Annotated in this window: 2 protein-coding genes; both read left to right on the forward strand. The window is 48.1% G+C overall.

The genetic code is table 11. The features are described 5' to 3' along the window. On the forward strand, nt 1–185 hold a 185-nt coding region (locus tag GUI70_RS24800), incomplete at its 5' end, for a hypothetical protein (RefSeq protein WP_237725134.1). After that, nucleotides 182–368: hypothetical protein (locus GUI70_RS22770; protein ID WP_161884531.1), on the forward strand; the 187-nt coding region annotated here is incomplete at its 3' end. The genes GUI70_RS24800 and GUI70_RS22770, both read left to right, overlap by 4 nt.

Below are 368 nucleotides of genomic sequence, written 5' to 3' on the forward strand. Positions count from 1 at the left end.
GGGCGAATCTAATGCAGCACACATACGTCAGCATGTTGAAAGCAAAGCTTGAGTCTGAGGCAGGTATTCGCTTTGAGAAGGTTGACACTCTCAGATGGGTAAGCTATGATGGCGACACTGAAATCGTATTTGCTCGTACCTTGGGCCAATGCGTAAATAACACTGCCAAGGAGTTGGGTGAATGACGCCACGTGAACAAGCACTTGACGACATGAAGTATGCCAAGAGTTACGGAGAAACCGCACTCAAACAGCACTACATGATCTGGCGAGGAGCGACCTTGCCTTACCCTTCTGACGATGCTGAATATCAGGCGGCTGTCATGGAAATCTATGAAAAACTCGATACAGAAGAGTGCTTGCTCAAGG

Source organism: Deinococcus alpinitundrae (assembly GCF_009982895.1).
In the GTDB taxonomy this organism is placed as follows: domain Bacteria; phylum Deinococcota; class Deinococci; order Deinococcales; family Deinococcaceae; genus Deinococcus; species Deinococcus alpinitundrae.